This is a genomic window from Leptospira hartskeerlii, assembly GCF_002811475.1.
GTDB lineage: Bacteria > Spirochaetota > Leptospiria > Leptospirales > Leptospiraceae > Leptospira_B > Leptospira_B hartskeerlii.
In genome coordinates, this window is the sequence record NZ_NPDL01000008.1 from 105,710 (window position 1) to 124,036 (window position 18,327).

Here is an 18,327-nt window from a genome sequence, read left to right on the forward strand (position 1 = left end):
TTTCTCAGTAAAATTGAAAGGACCTAAATTATTTTCCTTTGTAAAGTTCGAAAACCTTGGGCCTGATCTTGGATTTAGAAAAATGTTTGTTGGAAGCAGCTTTACCTTTTCTTAATTTTTTCTGTTCTTCCGCAGGTAAAGCTGCGATCTTTTGGCATTCTACCGAGCAACAATTATCGAATTTTTCTGCGCAGGACAAACATTGGATGAATAGAATATGGCAGGCAGGATTTGCGCAATTGATATGCCGAGCTGATTTTTGATCGCATTGGTGGCATTCGCTCAGGATCTCTTCTCCTACGGTTTCCTGAAGTCTCGCGTCGAACACGAAATTTTTCCCTTTAAACTTGGAGTCCAGTCCCTTCTCTTTAATCTCGGAAGCGTAAGAGATGATTCCCCCATGCAACTGATACACATTTTGGAATCCATGATGTTTCAGATAAGCGGAAGCCTTCTCACATCGGATCCCTCCGGTACAGTACATTACTATTTCCTTATCTTTCTTATCTTGTAAAAGATCTATGATTAAAGGTAATTCTTCTCGGAATGTATCCGCCTGCGGAAGCAATGCACCTTCGAAATGTCCTATCTCAGATTCATAATGATTGCGAACATCCACTACAATTGTTTCAGAAGATTCTAATTTTTTATTAAATTCTTCCGCGCTTAAGTGAGTCCCCACATTGGTTACATCGAAAGTATCATCCGCCAGACCGTCCGCTACGATCTTGTTCCTAACTCGTATGTCTAATTTTAAAAAGGAATAAGACTTTTGTTCCACTGCGATCTTAAACGGAACGTTTTTAAATTCCTTCCTTGCATCTATCGCGTCTCTGAACTTTTGAAAATTAAATTCAGGCACGGACAATTGAGCGTTGATCCCTTCTCTTGCGATATAGATCCTTCCGAGCACTCCTAAGGATTCCCATTCTCTGTATAATTCGTTACGGAGAAGGTCGGGATCTTCTATGATCACATATCTATAAAAAGAAATAGTAGTACGTTGGAAATCCTCTGCTTCTATCTTCTTTCTGAGAATATCCTTACTATAAATATTATGAAGAGGTTTATGTTTCATATGAGAGCAGATCTTTCCTAAAAATTAGGATTTGTTGGACCCCCTAACTGGCAAGCCCAAAAACCGAAATTTAGAACATGACATTTGTCCTCCTATAATGCTTGCCCTCCCCTTCTATTAAATTTACATTTTGTCCCATGCCCAAGTCTAAATCAACCGCTCCGAAGAAACTATTAGGAGGAGAAAATTCCAAAGCGGAAGATGTGATCCGTGAAGTCCGAAAAGTTGCCGACCCGAAAGCGGTGGAAATACTTTCCCGATTTTTCAAAACAGGAAAGGGGCAATACGGAGAAGGTGATCTTTTTTTAGGAGTAAAGGTGCCACCTTTAAGAAAAATTTCCAAATCATACAAAGGTCTTCCGTTATCCGAATTACAAAAGATCGTAAAATCCAAATATCATGAAGAAAGACTCTTAGGATTTTTTATACTATGTGAGAAGTTCCAAAAAACTCCTGAAGAAAATCGTAAAGAGCTACATCTATTCTATTTAAAAAACTTAAAATACGTCAACAATTGGGACATCGTAGACCTAAGTTCCAGAGACTTGATCGGAGATTATCTTTTAGATAAGAAAAGGGACATCTTATACAAGCTTGTTAAGTCGAATAACTTATGGGAAAGAAGGGTTGCAATCATCTCCACTTATCCTTTTATCCGAAAAGGAGACTTTAAAGATACCTTAAAGATCTCTGAAATCCTCTTAACGGATAAAGAAGATCTTATCCATAAAGCAGTCGGTTGGATGCTAAGAGAAGTCGGCAACAGAAACCTCAAACCTGAGACAGACTTTTTAGATAAACATGCACACACGATGCCCAGGACCATGCTTAGATATGCGATTGAAAAGTTCCCAACTAAGCTAAAGTCGAAATATATGAACGCAGGCAAGGAATAAAAGACCTTTAATGCTATGCCGCCCAAGCAGCTTTGAATTCATGGAAGAAACGATACCAGAGCCTAAATCTTTCCTTTATGTTTAAGTAGGACCATTCTATAAAGATCCAAGCTCTTAGCCAGACAGGCGCAATCGTGGGGATTCCACGTGATATCCCAGGAGCAATCTTTGAAACCCAAAAAAACATTCCATGAACTCGGACTATCCGAGGATGTCTTAAACGCAGTATCCGATCTTGGATTTACTGAACCTTCTTCCATTCAATCCGAAGCGATCCCACTTATTCTTTCCGGAAAAGACGTAATCGGTCATTCCCGTACTGGAACCGGTAAAACGGCAGCATTCGCAATTCCAAGTTTAGAAATATTGGAAGAAGGAGAACAGTCTCCGCAAGTATTAGTACTCTGCCCTACCAGAGAATTGGTAGTTCAAGTCGCGGAAGAATTTAGAAAATTAGGAAAATATAAAGAAGATTTCCAAGTAGCCGCAATCTATGGCGGAGATGATATCACCAAACAATTCAAAGCATTAAAAAGAAAACCGCAAGTGATCGTTGGAACTCCCGGAAGGACAATGGATCATATGGACAGAAAAACTTTGGTCCTAAGCGGGATCAAAATGGTCATTCTGGACGAAGCAGATGAAATGTTGGACATGGGATTTTTAGAGGATATGGAAATCATTCTCGCAAAAGTCCCTGAAGAAAGACAGACGATTCTATTCTCTGCTACTCTTTCCGGGAAGGTGATGGGAATCACCAAGAAGTTCCAAGATTCTCCTAAGATCGTAGACGTCACAGGTGGAAAAGCAGACAGACCTAAGATCCGCCAAATCTATTTTGAAATGAGAGATGGCCTCAAATCGGAAGCATTGGTACGTCTTTTAGAATACCATACACCCAAGGCCGCATTAGTATTCTGTAATACTAAGGTTAGAGTAGACGAATTAGTAGAATTTCTTAAATCCAAAGGTATATTCTCGGAAGGATTACACGGAGATCTTTCCCAAAACCAAAGGAACAAGGTAATGTCCGGATTCCGCGCGGGACTGGTAAGTGTTCTTGTGGCAACGGACGTAGCAGGAAGAGGAATAGACGTAAGCGATGTCGAAGCAGTATTCAATTACGATATTCCAAGAGATTCAGAAGACTATGTTCACCGTATAGGTAGAACAGGTAGAGCAGGAAGAAAAGGTCTCGCACTTAGTTTCGTTTCCAGTAAAGAATTCAGAACATTACGCAAGATCAGAGAAGACCACGAATTCGAAATGGAACTCGGAAAAATCCCTGATATATCGGAACTCACTGAAAAGAAATTTTTAGAATATTCTAACATAGTTAAGGAAGTTGCGGAAGAAGGAGACGTTTCCGAATATTCCAAACTTGTAAAGAAACTCACCTCGGAAGGGGTTCCTGCAGAACGTCTAGCGGCAGCACTTTTTAAATTAGCTCTCGCAGATAAGTCCGAAAAATTCGACTCGGATGTACGTTTCGACCAAGACCAAAGAGGTTTTAGAGAAAAAGAAGGTTCTTCTCGCAATGACCGTAACGACAGACGTTTTGGTGGAAGACCAAAACAGAAAGGAAAACGGGACCATAAGGATAAAAACCGAAACTCAAATCAATTCAACCGTGGTGGCAATAGCGGCGGTAAAAAAAGTTCCGGCTCCGGAGGCTCCAGTTCGGGCCCTTCTCGCAAAAAAGGAAAACGCTAATTTCTAAATTTTAACAAAGGACCCCGAATTTGTCCGGGGTCCCCATAAAATGGAAATTCTATCCTGGAAATAGGTATCCTGAATTGTACCGAATTCCAAAAAGGAGTCAAAATGGAATTTGCAATCGTATTACTCACAGGTCTTCTTATAGGTTTTGGCCTTGCCTTCTTCTTGGCAAAAGCTCTTTATTCCAAAGAGTCTGGGATCAGTCCAAGTGAGCATGAAAAGTTAAAATTAGAAAGAGCAGGACTTCTTACATCTGAACAAAGATCCAAAGAAAGGATCCTTCAGTTAGAAAAAGAGTTCAAAGAGAATTCTGAAAAAACAGAAAAAGCGATCGGCTATTACCAAGCAATGAAAAAGGAATCCGATCTTTTGAAAGAAAGATTGGAGAACCAAAAAAAAGAATTCGACGATCTAATGTCCAAACTGGATGAAAAGTTCAAACATGCAGCCAATCAAGCTCTGTTAGATAATTCCCAAAAGTTCAACCAGCAAACTCACGAAAAAATGAACGATCTACTTCGTCCTTTTAAGGAAGAAATAGAAAAGTTCGGAGTCAAAGTAGAACTTTCCCATAAAGAGCATAAGGATGATACAGCAAACTTAAAGGCTCAGATCAACAATCTATTAGAAATGAATAAAACACTTTCGGAGGACGCCAAAAGTTTGGCTTCCGCTCTGAAAGGAAATTCTAAAACTCAAGGAGATTGGGGAGAAGGAATCCTAGAAAACATCCTTCAAAATAGCGGCCTAGTCAAGGGGAGAGAATACACCGCTCAAGAATCCGTCCAAACGGAAGACGGAAGACTGAGACCTGATATAGTAGTTAAACTTCCTTCCGGAAAATCAATCGTGATAGACTCCAAGGTCTCCCTAACTGCGTACGTAGAATATGCTTCCGCAGAAACGGAAGAAGTAAAAAAGGCCGCTCTACAAAGACATCTCAAAAGTTTGTATGAACATGTTTCCGGGCTATACAAGAAAAATTACCAGTCTTTGTATGGAATAGAATCTCTGGACTTCGTGTTGATGTTCCTTCCGGTAGAACCTTCTTATTATGAAGCTGTTCGAACGGATCCTAAATTTTTAGAGGATGCTTACGCTAAGAATATCCTCATAGTTACTCCTTCTACCCTAATGGTTTCCTTAAAGATGGTGGCCAATCTTTGGAGAAAGGAAAAGCAAAACAAAAACTCGGAACAGATCGCAGAAGAATCCGGCAAGATGTATGACAAGATCGTAGAGATCGTAACTGCGTTAGAAGTTCTTGGCAAATCCATAGATAAATCCAAAGACAATTATGATGCAGTGCTTGGAAAATTAAAATCAGGCAGAGGAAATCTTTTAGGAAGAGCGGAAAATATTCGTAAATTAGGAGCTAAGGTCCGCAAGTCCTTAGAGAGCGCTTCAGAAGATTCTGGGGACGATGCGGAAGAGACTCTGTTTTTAAACGGAGAATGATCTGAAAATTTAAGCTAGATCCGGACCGGGCTGCACTTTTATAGTGGAAGAATAAATTTGTTCAGTGCAACGTTTTAAGTATAAGTTCGCGGCCCTGTCTCCGGAATAAATCCTCAAAGCCTCTCTAAAAGATTCTCCTGAATCCAAATATTTCCCATACTGAAACAACTCCACTCCTCTTTCAAAATTACTTTTGGATCTAAGGAATGCTTCTTTTTCAGTCTTGCTTAAGTGATCTCCTAGCTCATAGATTGCTCTAGGCTCTACTTTTCCTCTGAACTTAAGTTTGTCCAATTTTCTAAGTAAAAATTTTTCAGGAGATTTTAATCTAGAATAAGTATCTTCACTAATCAATATACTGGAGCCGTAATATTTATTCAACGCTTCCAACTTAGAAGCAAGATGAACCGCATCTGAGATCACAGTACTTTCCATACGATCTCCTGAACCGACTAATCCCATCATCAAGGAGCCGGTATGTATCCCGATCCCAACTCCGATCGCACGATTTCCTTGGTCCATTCTTCTTTGGTTATAATCTAAAATACGATTTTGCATGGAGATAGCCGCATTTACTGCATCGTCGGAACTTTCAGGGAACAACGCCATGATCGCATCGCCGAAATACTTATCCACAAAACCGTGATTGGAATGAATAAGAGGCTCCATCTCGGATATATAAGAATTTAATAATTCAAAACTTTCCTTAGAGTCCAAACTTTCTGAAATTTCAGTGAAAGATCTGATATCGGCAAATAGGATTGTCATTTCCTTTTTGATCTGGTCCCCAGGTCTCATGTCCTCCAACTTTCCTTTTCCCAAAAATTCCAAAAAGCTGATAGGAACAAATCTGCTGTAAGTCTCATTCAAACGTTGCAAGCGATCCGAAAGTTTTTCCTTCTCTCTATACAAGTCCCTATATCTGGACGAAAGAATGAATGTTTGGGTGAGAATGGCCACAAACAATCCGATCGGAATAATAAACCTTGCGAATATGATCTGTCTAGCTGCAAGCATATCGAAAATCCCTGCGACAATAAGCGCTAAGATCGCAAAGCCGATAACGAGCGAATATTGTTCATTGTGGATAATCGCCCTAAAAAGCACCACAATTGCAAATACCACACCGCCTAAAAAGACAAATTGAAAATAAGGAACGGGTATAGAAGGGATAGGAAAAGGAAAGAGAGTACTTAAAGAAAATGTAAATGATATCAAGTAAAATAATAACATCCATTTTATAGGAAAATACGCCGGAAAAGAATGCCGAAGAAAATGAAGCCCTAAAGGCAAGGCGGCATACATAGTCAGATATTCCAAGTTCATAGAAAGCGGATAATCTGCCCAAGGGAAATAGAATTGGATCAGCTTCTCCTCCGTTACGAATATACGAAGAAATAAACAAAAACAGAATAATGCGAATACTAAAGGGGTGCGATCCTGTCTTCTTAGAAAAAACAGTCCGAGATGATAAATGGTGGACATGAAAAAAAGGCCGGAAAGAAAAAGATCCCAATCCCTAAGCATTAGAGTTTCTTTATAAAGTGCACTTGCATCCCCGAAACGGATATCGAACCAAAGTCCGGTTAGCCTATGGTGAAAATTAGAAATTTTGAAACTAATATCCACTTCCTTTGTGGATTCGTTCCATTCATAATAGACCGGCCTATTGTCCGGAGCACTAGTCTCGAAAGAAGTTCCCGGCTCTCCTGAACTACCCGCAGAAACACCGTTGATCAAAATTTCAAAAGCAGTCGCCTGGTGTTTGGAATAGATCGCCAAGCGCCCATGTTTTTCCGGAAGAAGTATTTTTAATTTAAGAAGCGCATAGCCAGAGCCAGGCCATACGCCGGGGATTTTACGAAATTCCGGAGACTTTTCGGAACGAAGATTAGGCTCGAAAGTATTCGGAAAAAAAGACCAATCCCCCTGTAAATTGAATGTGGGTTTAGATCTGTAATCCCAATGGGTTAAATCCAAGATCCCTTTTTGAGCGACTGGTGTGTCCGCAGATGAGCAAGAAACTAAGAAGATACAGAAAATTATAGAAAGTAAATATTGAAATCGGAAAGCTGTCGGCTCAGGGTCCATCGTTTTTATCGCTCATTGATCTATGAAAACAACAGCTTTGTCAAGATTTCCTTTTTTTTCTTTACCCTTTTCAGTAGAAAACTAACGTAATTCAAATGTTTCGAAACCGTTTCAAAATAACCGTAATTCTCTTAATCCTCTTTAGTATTCTCATCAACTGCGGAGATAGTTTAAGAGGTAAACCCACTCCGGCAATCCCGGAACTGGCAGGATTTTATGTGAACGAAAGATCTAAAGAATGGTTCGAAAACGGAAAAATCAAAATACAAACTCTTTGGATCCGACGTACTGCAAAAGGAGAGATGGAATTCAACCATCAAATATTGATTAGACTCCAATTCAGCGTGAGCGAGAACAGAGAAGAATTAAAAGTTAAATCCGGAAAACTTCAGACTAGCGATAGAGAACTTTTATTTTTCGAAACGAATGTTAAAGAATTCCATCGCAACTACCACGGCCTAAATACGAAAGATCCTAAAAGTTGGGCAGTACGTTCCTTCGGGCCTTTCATGAAGGTAAAAGATTTTAATAAATTAATAGGAGAAGGAACCGGAAGATCCGCCGAACTTTCTCAAGATAAAAACTCAATCGTATTTTCTAACGGAGACGTATACAGAAGGATAGGAAATCCACTCTTAGGTAGGATCTCCGTCAATATGGGAAAATTCAGGAAGACAATGGATAACGAAATAGCAGGAGTAATATTATTTCCTTTAGATGCGGAAGCATTTCCCCAAACGGAAGGAAAACAAAACTTCTTCGCACTATTCTCCACTACGGATAACGTAGCTGCAGGAACCCCAATCAAGATTGCTGAATTTCCGGGCCAGATCCAAGAAATTTTCGAACATGTGGCTGTTGTAGAATTAAATAAGACAAAACCCGGGATCGCAGCTCCCACGATCCAAAACTTTTCTTCTGTAATTTTAGACGGGGCTGTGGATACTAAAACAATCTCTCAAAAAGAGAGCACTGACGAATTGATCCGAAGACTAAAACAGGATCCTAACGTCTCCAAAGAAGAGCTGATCCGAGAACTGGAAAAACTTAAAAACAAAGAGTAAGCTCGGCTAACTCGCTTCAAGGCTCGGCTAACTCACTTCAAGATCTGGACCTTTAAAAGGTTCTTAAGATACTTTTCCGGATCATTTCCGGGAAAGTATCAGCAGCCCACTGACCATATCCTTTCTTTTTCCTCCTAGAATGGAAAAGAAATCCTCATCAAAATCTTCCACAACTTTGACAGCCTGTTTTAGAATCTTCTGACCTTCGGAAGTGGTCTTCACTAATTTTGCACGGGTGTCAGTCTCATGAGAGATACGTTTTACTAACCTTTTAGATTCTAAAGTCCTAAGTACCGTAGAAGTAGTCATAGGATCCGTTTTTGCTCTATCCGCAATTTTGATCTGAGTGGTCTCTTCTTCGTGGAGTTCCAACCAATGAGTCACTGCAAGAAGAACAAACTGAGCATGAGTTAGATCCAAAGGCTCTAAAACCTTTCGGATCTCTCTCTGCCAAAGATTCGTAACCTGCCATAACAAAAATCCGGGACTATCGTCGGATTTATCGTATCTGAATATTTTGTCCTTGGACATTTAAACCCATCCTCTTCGAAATCAGCCCGAAATCCTCAGATCCAATTTCCAAAAATCCGAAACGAAACGGAAAACCCCAGGACTTTTTATTTTGAATGAATTCTAAAGAATCTATCAAAGGAAAAATATCCGTCTCTTGTACAGGAAAATATTTTACGCTTCTTCGGAAAGCACAGAAGTCCGGACTCATTTGAAATGAATAGGCAGAATCATCTTCTATCTGTCCTAGAGAAGTGAATTTACGATACGGAATTTTAGAACCAAAGACCTCTTTAGAAGAATATACCAAAACCCAATCTCCCTTTTTCATTCTGGCCAGAGGAGCTTTCTTACCGTGGCAGGCCTGAACGATTCCCTGGGACATTCCCAAAAGGGAATGCTCCTTGGAAGCGACTACGATCCAATATCTACTCACCCGATTTCTTCCCTAACTAGTTCGGCAAACCTACGGATCTCTTCTTCCATTCCTTTTGCTTGCTCTTCCCCAATGATCTTTTTCCAGAGAAATCCTAACGGCCCGGAAATACTCAGCTCCACTCTGATTTCTGTTCCTTCTTTGTTCGGCTTAAAGAAATGTATAAATTTCATTTTAGCTCCGGGAAGACTGGTTACGTCTCCGAATACAAAAGGTTTTTCGGATTCCGTGATCAAAACCTTACAGGCAAATCCTCCCTTCGGCTTCAGAACAAATTCCTTACCTACGGAAACTTCTCCCTCTATCTTGGTCCATTCAATATCGGAATCCCATTTGGACCAATTGGAAACGTCAGATCTGGCCTCCCAAAGCGATTTTGCATCTATTCCTTTTATTGTAGTATTATACTCATACTTCCACATTTTATTCCTCCAGATAATAAGCATACTTATTATCTGGTTCTCTTATATAGTAAGTGCACATATTATGCAAGCAAATTAATAAGCACACTTACTATTTAGGAACAAAAAAAAACGCCTCCCGACGGGAGGCGCATCCTATTTTACGAGATCGAAACTGACTTCTATTGATTACTTTTTGCGTTGGAAGCCATTTTTAAGTAATAACCGTTAGTATCATACCAGGTTTGTCCTAGATATAATGCGTTGGTTGCCTCTAAGTGATCCACACCAGTGGTAAGGATCCCATAAGAAGGACCACCTTTCCAAGTTCCCCATCTTTGAGAATCGTCCGGAACCACACCGTCATTCCATATGCTTTGTCCGTAGAAAGGAGCTCCAATGGAACAAATAGGCGCAATAAGTCCCATAGCAGGGTGTTGGATCAGATCGTTACCGATCATATAAGATCCGTAAGAAAAGTATTTAACTCCAGAAGCATTCGGAGTGTTTGCGTTGAAAGTAGTAGCTCCGCTTACTGTTAGAAGTTTTAATGCAGCAACTACGTTTTGGCTAGATTGTCCGTAAACCACTCCGACCAGTGCGTTAATTACTGTTCCAACGTAAGGTAGCGCCCAGCTCGGGATCACAGCTTCTATCACGCTCGCAACCGGACTTCCTTTATGAGGAGTATTGATTGTGGTGAGAGTTGCGACTTTACTTGCAAAACTAAGATTTGAAACAAGATAACGAGCGTCCAGTCCACCTTGGGAATGTCCGAGGATATGGACTTTTCCAGTGTAGTTATTTGCTGCCATTGCAGTTTGGATCGCTGTTTTCAATTGAGAAGCTCTCGATGCAGAAGAATTTGTAGCAGTCACTGTAGGAGTAAGAACAGTGGCTCCTTGGGATTGAAGATAAGCTGCGTTTCCGCCCCAATAATCAACAATACCAGTAGATTTACCCCAACCGAAAATTCCATGAGTCAATACGATCGGATAAGATCCAGCTAGAGGTTTAGTTGAAGAACCTCCACCAGACGCGCTCACTGCTCCCGCTGCTAGGAATAGAACCCCAGCTACCAATAACTTTGTACTTTTTAACATTCTCCTTAACCCTCTTCTTTTAAACTATTCTCTCTACGGATCTCTCTTCCCTGGCTTTGCCTTTTTGGAAGGAGTTCTTTATATATAACAAACAATCGATTTAGTTATTTAATTTCGAACGTTTGCTATTTGAACCTTTGTCCATCTCATTTGGACGCGAGCTCACAAAGTTGATTATAGAACAGCGTTAAATTGTCAATTGAGAAAATAAGAGAATTATAAGTGAAAGTGAAAAAATAATCTTAAATCGATCGTTCAATTAAAAATAAAAGAGAGGAATATTCTAAAATTATAATATGTTTTAGATCGTTTGGTTTAGAGATAATTCTGTAACGATCGATACAGCGCCTTAAAGAAGAACTCACTTTAGCGAGGCGCACAAAAAAAAGCCCGCCTAAAGCGAGCCTTCTTCTTTAAATAGTTTTTAGGAAACGACTATTTGGCAGCGCGCTTTCTTGCGTTTGCATCCAAATGTCTTTTACGAAGACGCATGCTCTGAGGAGTTACTTCCAGAAGTTCGTCGTCATCCAAGAATTCAATATTCTGCTCTAAGCTGAACTTGCGAGGAGGAACAAGTCTAATTGCCTCGTCCGCTCCGGAAGATCTTACGTTAGTCAGTTTCTTCTCACGGACTGGGTTCACTTCCAGATCATTGTCTCTAGAATGGATGCCTATGATCATTCCCGGATAAACTGCAGTTTGAGGATCGATCAGTAATTCTCCCCTCTCTTGGATTTTCCAAAGTGCGTATCCTGTGGTTTCTCCGGAGTCCATGGAGATAAGGGCACCGTTCTTTCTTCCAGGAATTTCTCCCTTATAGGTGTCGAATCTCAGGAATCGGCTAGATGCAACTCCTTCTCCCTTAGTCTCAGTTACGAAATAACCTCTGAACCCGATGATACCTCTGGTAGGAATTACGAATTCTACTCTGGTCATTCCGGACGGATGAGCATCCATTAACTGAAGCTCTCCTTTTCTACGGTTTAGCTCCGCAATAATACTTCCGGTAAATTGGTCAGGTAGATCCATTACGAGATACTCGTAAGGTTCTAGTTTTTCTCCGTTTTCTCCCTTCTTAATGATTACCTCAGGGCGGGAAACTTGTAGTTCGAAACCTTCTCTTCTCATGGTTTCGATCAATACGGAAAGATGTAATTCTCCACGACCTAATACCTTGAAACGATCTTTATCTTCGGTTTCTTCCAAACGCATTGCTACGTTTGTTTCTAATTCTCTGTCCAAACGTTCGCGGATATTTCGGGTAGTTACGAACTTACCTTCCTTACTCGCAAAAGGAGAATTGTTTACCATAAAATACATGGACACTGTCGGCTCTTCTACTTCGATAGCGGGCATTGGAGCGGCTTTGCCAGGCTCACAAACTGTGTCTCCGATAAATACATCAGGTAATCCCGCGATAGAAACGATATCTCCAGCTTCGGCTTCTTCGATCTCATTTCTTTTGAGTCCTTCGAAGTTATAAAGTTTAGTGATCTTTAAAACTTGAGTTTCGTCTCTACCATTCGGCTTAGGAGAAACTTGAATTACGCTCATTCCCTTTTGGAGTTTACCGTTATAGATCTTGCCGATCGCAATACGGCCTACATAATCATTATAATCCAAGGAAGTGACTTGGAATTGTAGAGGTGCTTCTATATTCGCTTTTACAGGAGGTACATGAGAAAGTACAGTATCTAAAAGTGGATCCAAATTGGTTCCGGGAGCGTCCTCTAATTTGCTGACCGCCCAACCTTGTTTTGCAGAAGCATAAACGATCGGAAAATCCAATTGTTCGTTTGTTGCGCCCAAATCGCTAAACAAGTCGAAAACCATATCGACTACAGCATCGGGACGAGCTCCATCTCTATCTATCTTATTGATCACTAAGATAGGTCTGTGTCCTAATTGTAAGGACTTTCCGAGTACGAATCTAGTTTGAGGCATGGGTCCGTCGAATGCATCTACAAGAAGAAGACAAGAATCCGCTGTGGAAAGAACTCGCTCCACCTCTCCTCCAAAGTCCGCGTGACCTGGGGTATCTACTACGTTAATGCGTGTGCCTTTATAAACAACTGCTGTGTTTTTGGCCTTGATCGTGATCCCTTTTTCTTTTTCGAGATCGTTATGATCCATGATCCTTTCCCCGTCTTCTTTTGCAGTAACTGCGCCTGTTTGGCGTAAAATACCGTCTAGAAGGGTTGTTTTACCGTGGTCAACGTGTGCTATAATGGCGATATTGCGGATTTCCATGCTATGACCAAAATTTACGTAAGGGCCAGGGTGACAAGGTGGAATTTTAGGAAATTCTTTTCAAAGAGATTAAAAAGAATCCATTCAATCGCTATTAATAACCGGTTTTAAACGATCCGGCACTTTTAATGTTCAGGTAATGGGATCCTCTCAGTCTCTCCGGGAACATGAGCAAATCGATCTTCTTTCCAATCTACTTTTGCTTGCTCAATTCTCTCTAAAGAACTGGATACAAAGTTCCAATACATATGCCTTGGGGTAGAAAGCGGGGTCCCGCCTAAGAGTACAATCCTGGAAGTTTCTTCCGCTCTGAATTTTACAGCCCCACCTTTAGGATAGATTGCCATATCTCCGACAGTTATGATCTTTCCTTCTGCGTCAGCCTTACCTCTGGCAACATAAATGCCTGCTTCTTGGTCCGTCGGCACAGGCAATTCTACTTCTGCGCCGGCCTCAACCTCTATATCAGCATAGAATAAAGGAGAATATACTTTAACCGGAGAAACTTCCCCCATAAAAGAACCTGCGATCAGTCTGAGTTCCCAACCTCCGCCACTGACAGTGGGCAATTCTTCTCTTTCATGATGAAAAAATTCGGGAGAAGTCTCTTCGAATTCTCTGGGTAATGCGACCCAGGTTTGGATACCTTCTAAGATATTAAATTCAGGATCTAGTTTGGATCTTTCGCTATGTACGATTCCGGAACCTGCAGTCATCCAATTCACTTCGAAGGGGCGGATATCTTCTACCTTTCCTATACTGTCCCTATGAGTGATCACTCCATCATACAGATAAGTGACTGTGGCAAGACCTATATGAGGATGAGGACGAACTACAATTTCTGCTCCAGTCTTAATAGGAAGAGGACCCATATGGTCCAAAAAAACGAAAGGTCCAACTTGTCTGGCTTCAATTTGAGGAAGTACCCTTCTTACAAAAAAACCGTCTCCCAAATCTTTCTTCTTAGCGATAAGATATCTCATAATAGTATAGACTATTAGATCTGATTCCCAGAAATCTAAGCAAGATTTAAAACCCGAATAACGGAAGGTGACTGGCGAAAGCAGACCTTCTTCCTTGCAAATCGTACCCCAAAACCCTTGACACCGGCCTTGACCGATCAAAACTGGTCAAAACTCGAGAAACTAGGCCAGTAATCATGTTCGCGATCATCTCTGTCGGCAACCGACAATTCAAAGTAACTCAGGATTTAGAATTCCTGACTGAAAAGACCGGTAAAAATGCCGGTGATACCTTCGATGCAAAGGTTCTACTATTCGCTGAAAATAATAAGGTCCATATCGGATCTCCGGAACTCAAATCCGCTAAAGTCTCCCTGAAAGTATTGGAAGACGTAAAGGGAGAAAAAGTAAGAGGATACGTTTACAAAAAACGTAAAAACTCTCAGAGAACCTGGGGACATAGACAACAACTGCAAAAAGTTAAGGTAGTTTCTCTTTCGGCAGTTTGATCCGGGTTAAGATACTCCGAAAAGGAGAAGAAATCCTAGGTTTGGAATCTTCCGGGCACGCTTCTAAGATGCACGGATCCAAAGGACAAAATCTTCTCTGCGCCGCTGTCGGAGTACTCATCCAAACTCTTTACCTGCATCTAAGCAAGGAAGGTTTGGCAGAAGAAGCGGTGATCGGAGATGGACTCTTGGATTTCAAGACCGTCTCCGGAAAAACGACTGATCCAATTGTTAATACGAGTTTCAATCTCGTGATAAGTGGATTGGTTAACTTGAAGGAACAATATCCTTCAGAAATAGAACTCATAGGAGAATAAACATGGCACATAAGAAAGGTGGCGGTTCATCCAAAAACGGACGTGATTCCCAATCCAAACGTCTTGGTGTAAAACGTTTCGGAGGAGAGCTGGTTTTAGCGGGCAATATTCTTGTTCGTCAAAGAGGAACCAGACTAAACGCCGGAAGAAATGTGGGTGTTGGTAAAGATCATACACTTTACTCTCTGATCGAAGGTCACGTTAAATTTGAACAAGTTTCCAAAACTAAAGTTCAAGTTTCCGTTTACCCGAAATAAGCATTAGATCTCAGATTTAGTGCGTGGAAAAAGAAAGGCCTTCCGGGGATTTTTTCCTCGAGCCTTTCTTTTTTTATTTTTAGGGTCTTGAATTCACATGGAAAAGTTTTTAGATGAAGTACTGATCGAAGTTACCGCCGGACATGGCGGAGCCGGATCTATGCATTTCAGAAGAGAGAAGTATGTGGAATTCGGGGGACCTGATGGTGGTGACGGGGGGATCGGCGGTAATATTATCATCCGCGCTAACCTTTCCATGGTTACCCTAGATCGTTATCTTACTAAAAGAAGATTTAGGGCACAGGACGGATTTCCTGGAGAAGGTAACGAAAGATCAGGCAAAAAGGGAGAAGATCTAATCCTTTTTGTCCCGCTCGGAACCCAAGTTTTTGACGAAGAAAGCGGTGAACTACTTTACGATTTTGTAAAAGACGACGGAGAATTTTTAGTCGTCAAGGGGGGAAGAGGAGGAAAAGGAAACACCCATTTCAAATCTTCTACCCACCAAACTCCTAAATTTTCTCAACCTGGAGAAGATGGAGAATATAAACATCTGCGTCTCAGCCTAAAACTACTCGCGGATGTTGGAATTGTAGGACTTCCTAATGCAGGTAAGTCTACATTACTTTCTAAAATTACGGAAGCGCACCCTAAGATCGCAGGATACGCATTCACTACCCTTTCTCCCAACCTAGGTGTGGTGAAAAGAAAGGGGGATATCTACCGTTATACTTTGGCGGATATTCCCGGGATTGTGGAAGGCGCAAGCAAAGGGATCGGCCTTGGACTTTCTTTTTTAAGGCATATAGAAAGAGTAAAAGGTATATTATACGTTTTTGATGCAGCTGCGTTGGACATCCAAGAGGATTTCAAAATGCTCCAAGCGGAGTTGAAATCTTATAATCCGGAACTTTTGAACCGACCACATTTGATCGTTTTAAATAAAATAGATATCTGGGAAGACCAAAGTTTTACGGAAGAGCTACTCAAATCTGTTTCTGCTCTCGGCAGGGTGATCCCAATCTCCGCACAAGAAGAACTCAATTTAGAGGAATTACTTTCCGTAATGGATTCCACATTCTTCCAAAAAGAATTGGAAGAATTACATTTGAACGAAGAAGAACACCGGGAAAATTCAGATGAATAGAAATGATCTGAACGAGAGAATCAAAACATCCAATAAAATAGTAATTAAAATAGGCTCCGCAAGACTTTCAGGCTCGGAAGAGGAAGTGAACGATTTCCTTTTTAGTCTGGTTTCGGACATACGACATCTAAGGGATCTAGGAAAACAAGTGATCTTGGTTTCCTCTGGAGCAATCGCAAGAGGAAGAAAACTTTTATCCACCCTTCCAAACTCTGCAGAAGCAGGAGAATCTCTTCCGGAAAAACAAGCTCTGGCTGCAATGGGCCAAAACCGCTTAGTGAATTTATACGATAGTTTTTTTTCTAAGGTAAATCTTCCGATTGCTCAGATCCTATTCGGCGTCCTGGATATGGAAAATCCGGAAGGATTCAAAAATCTGAAAAATACTTTCGGACAACTTTTGGATTGGGGCATTCTACCAATCGTAAACGAAAACGATTCAGTCGCCACAGAAGAAGTAAAATTCGGAGATAATGACGTTCTATCCGCAATCGTAAGTCTAATTGTAGAAGCGGATCTTCTGATCATTCTCACAGGTGTGGAAGGTTTTTTAAAAGACGGAAAACTATTACCTTTCTTGGAAGAAGTAGGAAAATCCGAACTTTCTCAAGCTGGAGGCCCAAGCGGTCCAGGCACAGGCGGAATGTATACAAAACTCAAGGCGGCTTCTATTTCCAGTGAAGCAGGAATTCCTTGCGGGATCATAGACGGAAATCGCAAAAATTGCGTGCGTGAGTTTGTAGAAAAGAATACACTCGGGACATTGATTGTCTCTAACGGTAAGAAGAAAAACTTTACGGAGGATGAAATTAAATCCATTCTCCGAGCCAAACGTAACGGAGGTCAGGAATGATCCAAAGATCCGCAGAATCCATCTACGTGGACGAACTTTGTAAATCCGCGAAAGATGCTTATAGACAAATTCGATCCATTAATACTTCCAAAAAGAATAATGTTTTGGAAAAGCTAGCATCTGCTTTGGTCTCCAGAAAATCCGAAATTCTAAAAGAAAATGCAAAGGATTTAGAAGCAGGAAAATCAAAAGGTTTATCTTCTGCACTTTTGGACAGATTAACTCTGGACGAAAAAAGGATACAAAGCCTGTCTAACGCAGTTTTAGAGATAAAAGCTCTTCCTGATCCGGTGGGAGAAACTGTAAGAGGCGCTACTCTTCCGAATGGGATTCGTCTGAATACAAAAAGAGTTCCTTTGGGCGTAGTCATGGTGATCTACGAATCCAGACCAAATGTTACCATCGATGTGGGAGCTCTTTCTTTTAAATCAGGAAACGCATGTATTTTACGCGGCGGTTCTGAAGCAATCCACTCCAATACGATCCTTGCTAAAATTTTTCAAGATTGTTTAAAAGAAGAAGGCCTGTCCCCGAACGCAGTCACCTTTGTGGATAGAACGGAAAGAGAATATATGGTCCCTTTCTTAAAACAAACTTCTTATATCGATATAGTCGTTCCTAGAGGTGGAGAAGGTCTGATCCGTTTTGTTTCTGAAAATTCTTTGATCCCGGTAGTAAAACATGATAAAGGAGTGGTGAATCTTTATATAGATAAGTCCGCAGATCCTAAAAAAGTTTTACCGATCGCGATAAACTCCAAGGTGCAAAGACCTGGAGTTTGTAATGCTGCAGAAAACTTAATTATACATTCCGAATATCCTTATATTGCAGAATTATTAGAAGGACTTGCATCTAAAGGTGTACAACTTCTTTTAGATCCAAGATCTCTTGCGATTTTCCCTAAGGGCCAGCCTGTTAAAGAAGAAGATTACCTAGAAGAATTTTTGGATCTAAGATTCTCCGTAAAAACCGTGGATAAGATAGAAGAAGCGATCGAATTCATTGAAGCAACTAGCTCAGGTCACACGGAAGCTATCGTAACAGAAAACGTGAGCGCTGCGAATTTTTTCAGTCGTTCCTTGGACTCAGCTGCTATCTTCGTGAATATCTCCACTCGTTTTCATGATGGAGGAGAATTCGGTCTCGGAGCAGAAGTCGGGATTTCTACAGGAAAATTACATGTAAGAGGTCCGATGGGTCTAGTACATCTTACTACTACAACTACTTATGCGGAAGGAGAAGGACAGGTCCGAGGATAAGGGACCTTCTCCATCTA

Annotated in this window: 18 protein-coding genes; 10 read left to right on the plus strand and 8 right to left on the minus strand. The window is 40.9% G+C overall.

All coding sequences use genetic code 11. The features are described from left to right. Positions 1-28: 28 nt before the first annotated feature. Entirely contained in the window at positions 29-1,078 is a 1,050-nt protein-coding gene (gene trhO / locus CH352_RS14945; RefSeq protein WP_100706740.1) for an oxygen-dependent tRNA uridine(34) hydroxylase TrhO, read from the minus strand. Between the two features lie 137 nt (positions 1,079-1,215). Between trhO and CH352_RS14950 the strand changes: the two genes are divergently transcribed. The 3 genes from CH352_RS14950 to CH352_RS14960 all read left to right on the plus strand — a co-directional run bounded on the left by CH352_RS14950 (position 1,216) and on the right by CH352_RS14960 (position 5,151). Beyond that, positions 1,216-1,974 (plus strand): DNA alkylation repair protein, encoded by a 759-nt coding sequence (locus CH352_RS14950; RefSeq protein WP_100706971.1) that lies wholly within the window; start codon positions 1,216-1,218, stop codon positions 1,972-1,974. Positions 1,975-2,142: 168 nt separating this feature from the next. Next, the gene (locus CH352_RS14955) at positions 2,143-3,687 is read left to right on the plus strand and encodes a DEAD/DEAH box helicase (protein WP_100706739.1); all 1,545 of its coding nucleotides are present in this window, start codon (positions 2,143-2,145) and stop codon (positions 3,685-3,687) included. 111 nt (positions 3,688-3,798) lie between these two features. Then, positions 3,799-5,151: a DNA recombination protein RmuC gene (locus tag CH352_RS14960; RefSeq protein WP_100706738.1), complete on the plus strand. Its 1,353-nt coding sequence runs from the start codon at positions 3,799-3,801 to the stop codon at positions 5,149-5,151. Positions 5,152-5,160: 9 nt separating this feature from the next. Here the strand turns inward: CH352_RS14960 and CH352_RS14965 are convergent, their stop codons facing one another. After that, complete coding sequence (locus CH352_RS14965; protein WP_100706737.1) at positions 5,161-7,242, minus strand: adenylate/guanylate cyclase domain-containing protein; 2,082 nt, start codon at positions 7,240-7,242, stop codon at positions 5,161-5,163. A gap of 95 nt (positions 7,243-7,337) precedes the next feature. Here CH352_RS14965 and CH352_RS14970 point away from each other — a divergent pair, with 95 nt between their 5' ends. Continuing rightward, positions 7,338-8,306, plus strand: coding sequence for an LIC12353 family lipoprotein (locus tag CH352_RS14970; RefSeq protein WP_100706736.1), 969 nt, complete (start codon positions 7,338-7,340; stop codon positions 8,304-8,306). 81 nt (positions 8,307-8,387) lie between these two features. On the opposite strand, the gene CH352_RS14975 is transcribed toward CH352_RS14970, so the two are convergent. The 6 genes from CH352_RS14975 to CH352_RS15000 form a co-directional block, all read right to left on the minus strand. Beyond that, positions 8,388-8,837 carry a MarR family winged helix-turn-helix transcriptional regulator gene (locus CH352_RS14975; protein WP_100706735.1) on the minus strand — a complete coding sequence of 150 codons (450 nt, stop codon included), beginning with the start codon at positions 8,835-8,837 and terminating at the stop codon, positions 8,388-8,390. Next, a complete protein-coding gene (locus CH352_RS14980; RefSeq protein ID WP_100706734.1) occupies positions 8,806-9,252 on the minus strand; it encodes an EVE domain-containing protein in 447 nt (148 codons plus the stop codon). Before CH352_RS14980 ends, CH352_RS14975 begins: the two co-directional genes overlap by 32 nt. Beyond that, positions 9,249-9,674: an SRPBCC family protein gene (locus CH352_RS14985; RefSeq protein WP_100706733.1), complete on the minus strand. Its 426-nt coding sequence runs from the start codon at positions 9,672-9,674 to the stop codon at positions 9,249-9,251. The genes CH352_RS14980 and CH352_RS14985 overlap by 4 nt, the downstream gene beginning before the upstream one ends. Before the next feature lie 161 nt (positions 9,675-9,835). Continuing rightward, positions 9,836-10,756, minus strand: coding sequence for an esterase/lipase family protein (locus CH352_RS14990; RefSeq protein ID WP_100706732.1), 921 nt, complete (start codon positions 10,754-10,756; stop codon positions 9,836-9,838). Positions 10,757-11,191: 435 nt separating this feature from the next. Continuing rightward, on the minus strand, positions 11,192-13,006 hold the full coding sequence (typA, locus tag CH352_RS14995; RefSeq protein WP_100706731.1) for a translational GTPase TypA: 1,815 nt from the start codon (positions 13,004-13,006) through the stop codon (positions 11,192-11,194). A gap of 125 nt (positions 13,007-13,131) precedes the next feature. Continuing rightward, a complete protein-coding gene (locus tag CH352_RS15000) occupies positions 13,132-13,989 on the minus strand; it encodes a pirin family protein (protein WP_100706730.1) in 858 nt (285 codons plus the stop codon). Between the two features lie 176 nt (positions 13,990-14,165). Between CH352_RS15000 and rplU the strand changes: the two genes are divergently transcribed. The 6 genes from rplU to CH352_RS15030 all read left to right on the plus strand — a co-directional run bounded on the left by rplU (position 14,166) and on the right by CH352_RS15030 (position 18,310). Continuing rightward, positions 14,166-14,477: a 50S ribosomal protein L21 gene (gene rplU, locus CH352_RS15005; protein ID WP_008593635.1), complete on the plus strand. Its 312-nt coding sequence runs from the start codon at positions 14,166-14,168 to the stop codon at positions 14,475-14,477. Beyond that, entirely contained in the window at positions 14,474-14,794 is a 321-nt protein-coding gene (locus CH352_RS15010; protein WP_100706729.1) for a ribosomal-processing cysteine protease Prp, read from the plus strand. The genes rplU and CH352_RS15010 overlap by 4 nt, the downstream gene beginning before the upstream one ends. Positions 14,795-14,796: 2 nt before the next feature. Continuing rightward, positions 14,797-15,051 carry a 50S ribosomal protein L27 gene (gene rpmA / locus CH352_RS15015; RefSeq protein ID WP_100706728.1) on the plus strand — a complete coding sequence of 85 codons (255 nt, stop codon included), beginning with the start codon at positions 14,797-14,799 and terminating at the stop codon, positions 15,049-15,051. 97 nt (positions 15,052-15,148) lie between these two features. After that, positions 15,149-16,198 carry a GTPase ObgE gene (obgE, locus tag CH352_RS15020; protein ID WP_100706727.1) on the plus strand — a complete coding sequence of 350 codons (1,050 nt, stop codon included), beginning with the start codon at positions 15,149-15,151 and terminating at the stop codon, positions 16,196-16,198. Continuing rightward, a complete protein-coding gene (proB, locus tag CH352_RS15025; protein WP_207766686.1) occupies positions 16,185-17,051 on the plus strand; it encodes a glutamate 5-kinase in 867 nt (288 codons plus the stop codon). The genes obgE and proB overlap by 14 nt, the downstream gene beginning before the upstream one ends. Next, on the plus strand, positions 17,048-18,310 hold the full coding sequence (locus CH352_RS15030; protein ID WP_100706725.1) for a glutamate-5-semialdehyde dehydrogenase: 1,263 nt from the start codon (positions 17,048-17,050) through the stop codon (positions 18,308-18,310). The genes proB and CH352_RS15030 overlap by 4 nt, the downstream gene beginning before the upstream one ends. The last annotated feature ends 17 nt before the right edge of the window (positions 18,311-18,327 follow it).